The sequence below is a fragment of the Abyssisolibacter fermentans genome (genome assembly GCF_001559865.1).
Classification (GTDB): Bacteria; Bacillota; Clostridia; order Tissierellales; family MCWD3; genus Abyssisolibacter; species Abyssisolibacter fermentans.
Genome location: NZ_LOHE01000010.1, coordinates 1 through 3405 on the forward strand (window position 1 = coordinate 1; position 3405 = coordinate 3405).

The window sequence follows — 3405 nt, forward strand, 5'->3', positions numbered from 1 at the left end:
CTTCTTTTAGACCGGCTAGCCTATCAACACAAAACATTAAAACATCGTCTACGCCCCTATTTTTCAAATCATTAAGCACTCCTAGCCAAAACTTAGACGTTTCATTTTCTCCAATCCAGATACCTAATATGTCTTTAAATCCATCTAAATTAACGCCAAAAACTATATAGGCTGCTTTGCTTCTTATTTGACCATCTTCTCTAACTTTGTAATATATAGCATCCATAAATATGAATGGATAAACAGAGTCTAACGGTCTATTTTGCCACTCTTTAATTTGAGGTATTATTGTATCGGTAATTTTACTTACCATTTCTGCAGACATTTCTATGCCGTATATTTCATTTATTTGTTCATGTATACCTCTCGTTGACATCCCTCTTGCATAAAGAGATATTACTTTTTCTTCTATACCTGATATATTTCTTTTATTCTTAGGAACAACAACTGGCTCAAAATCGCCATTTCTATCTCGAGGTACTTCTAGCGGCAATTCACCATATTGTGTTTTCACTGTTTTTTCTGTATATCCATTCCTACGGTTTTTTTTCTGTTTATTTTTCTTATCTCCTTTTGAATAACCCAACTCCACTTCTAATTCAGCTTCTAGCATTTCTTGAAGTGCATCTTTAAACATATCCTATGAAGATCTCCTGCTGTTTTCAAATTACCTTGTGTAATCATTTCTCTTAATACTTCTTTTGGTAAAGTACTCATAAAAAAACGCTCCCTTCTGGTTATATTTTGATTATTGCCAGATTAGAGCGTTTTATTTCTAAAAGCACAGATTAATTTATATTACCCTTAAGCCGTAGAAAAAGCTCAGAAACAAATTCATCTCTGAGCTTTTATGTTATTTCTTTAACCTAATGTTTTCAATTTCTTCATACTCTTAATTCTACTTTATATCAAAATAACACTGTTTCCATGTTGTTTTACTTTTCCAATATTCATAATGACCAAAAAAGATTCATACTTACCTAATAAAATTTCTATAAATTATATTAATACATAGTTAAAAAACATACACTGCCACAACAATGATATCTGCTCAGATAGTACATCCTCCTCTAACACAATTTCTATAGGTTTGTTATCAAAAATTATTCCTTCTCCTTCTAATTCTCTTAATAACACTCCCGCTCGATGATATTTTTTAGTATGTTTAAGTTTATCTATCTCATTAATTATTACTTTTGAATTCTGATAAAGTTTAGTATTGCGTCTCTTATTATTAATAAACTCCTTAGTATTTCCTAGAAGTTCTATAGGTCTGAAGCATTTATCTGTATAAGAATCTTTTTCTACTATATACTTAAAACCTTCAATATTTCTTAAAAATAAACTATACATATTTATCACTCCAATATTAAGGAATACTCCTTTATAAGTATTTCTAAATTTTGCAGAAATTGCTCTTTTATCTTAGGGACTCTACTATTAATATCATTTTTAACTTCTTTTATTATTTCCAATAATTCTTGTTTGTTTATTGTTTTCATAAGGATATCAATATCTTTCTTATCTTTTTCTGCATAACTACATAATTTAGATACTACAATATCTTCTTTAGATAATACATATACTTTTAGATTTTCCCCATTGTAAACAATTTTGGCGCGATTTTTATATGTCGGTGAAACAGTCGTATGACTAAACTCTAGAATATCTGTTTGAGTACCCAATAAATCAAGATATTTACCCTGCCATGCTTGATATTTTAAATCCATATAATCTATATCATGAGTATATCTTGTAAAATAACCTGCTAATAAAGCCCCTGCACCACCTAGTGTATATATTTCTAGTCTTTTCCATCATTTTTAAGAGCTAAATTAACTAATTCAAATTTAAACTTAATATCGTTAAGTGTCATTCTTGATAATTCTAATTCTGAATATTCATTCAATATACTCACTCCAAACTTATATTTACTAAAAATATTCTTATTAAGATTATATTACTCTATTTACTTTTTCAAATCAATCATTTTAGTATTTAATATATCCTAATAACTATTATTCTAATCATTAGTACAGTTTCCATATTTTATTGATAGAATTCAAAATATGATTTTTGTTATTCCTTACTTCATTATCCTCGATAATTAGCATCTTGCGTGAACACGTTGTTATATGATGAAGTGGATAAACCTAAGAATAATACTGAGATTGTTATATTTTCTGAGCAAGTATAGAATACCAATTAATATTATTAAAATCTTTTTTAAAATCACCAGTTTTATTTTCATCTTTATGAAAACTAGACCACAAATAATCAACATCAAAACATTTTATAATTTTAAATCCATTATCATTTAGCATCTTTTCATATTTTTTATATTCCAAAGGATAATAAGTAGGTGCAGTTACAAATATTGTATTATCATGTTTTCCACATCTATCAGTGGATGTCGCAAAAACAAAATCTACTGAACAATCATCATGCCAATCATATATTAAATATAAACTTGTATGTTGTTTTTCTGTCATAACAAAAGGATCTTTTTCATTAAAAATTGGTCTTTCATTTAATAGTTTGTCCCAATTCCTAATATCTATATATAACAATCCATTTTCGTTTATTTTTGAATACATTTGTTTTATAAAATGTTCTACTTCTTCATTTTTTATGTGAGGTAATGAATTTCCCGTAGATATTATGCAATCATACGTATTATTCAAATTTTTATCTAAACTTCTAAAATCTGATGTAATAAGTTCCACGTCATAACCTGCTTCTTTAAAATTTTCTTTTGCTTTATTCAACAAAGTCTCACTTAAATCGGAGCCTGATACTTTATATCCTAACTTGGATATAGGTAAAGTGCTTCCTCCAGCACCAATTGAACAATCATGAATTGTAGTAATATTGTATCCACTAAATACTCCCTTATAAAAATACATGAATTTATCCTGTTGTTCTTTAGACATGTTTTGATTAAACAATGCTGGTGTTTCATACAAATTCATAATATCCCTCCTAATTATACTATTTTGTTAGTTTTTTAAATTTTTAAAATCTAAATAGAATAAAACATTGTCTCCCAATTTGTATATGGTAATTCATATGGACATATATTTCCCTTCTTTCTTTAATAAATAGTTTATATCTTGTATACTTGTCTCTTCTCGATTCCAATGAACGTCTCCGATTAGTTTTACATCATAGACATTAATAAATTTACCTCGCCAACATAATCCATTATTACAAAATAAATTATATACCTATTATAAAATTCCTGCAACACCCTAACTTTCAAAATACAACATTCTAATACAACTTAAACAATTTTAAACATAAAAAACAGCTAGCTCACGCTAGCCAAAAAATCATCACTATAAATTATCATATCTCTCAAACCACAAACTTATTCCTATCCCATATAAATGATACAATAAGAAT

3 protein-coding genes and 1 pseudogene are annotated in these 3405 nt (G+C 27.4%); all 4 read right to left on the reverse strand.

The features are described from left to right. Positions 1-717 (reverse strand): annotated as a pseudogene (locus tag AYC61_RS00970) (IS256 family transposase); the annotation flags it as partial. Positions 718-999: 282 nt separating this feature from the next. Beyond that, a complete protein-coding gene (locus AYC61_RS00975) occupies positions 1000-1353 on the reverse strand; it encodes a hypothetical protein (RefSeq protein ID WP_066495474.1) in 354 nt (117 codons plus the stop codon). Between the two features lie 5 nt (positions 1354-1358). Further along, positions 1359-1802, reverse strand: a complete 444-nt coding sequence (locus AYC61_RS00980; RefSeq protein ID WP_242866719.1) for a DUF6036 family nucleotidyltransferase — start codon at positions 1800-1802, stop codon at positions 1359-1361. Positions 1803-2174: 372 nt separating this feature from the next. Continuing rightward, complete coding sequence (locus AYC61_RS00985) at positions 2175-2972, reverse strand: class I SAM-dependent methyltransferase (RefSeq protein WP_066495479.1); 798 nt, start codon at positions 2970-2972, stop codon at positions 2175-2177. Positions 2973-3405 lie beyond the last annotated feature (433 nt).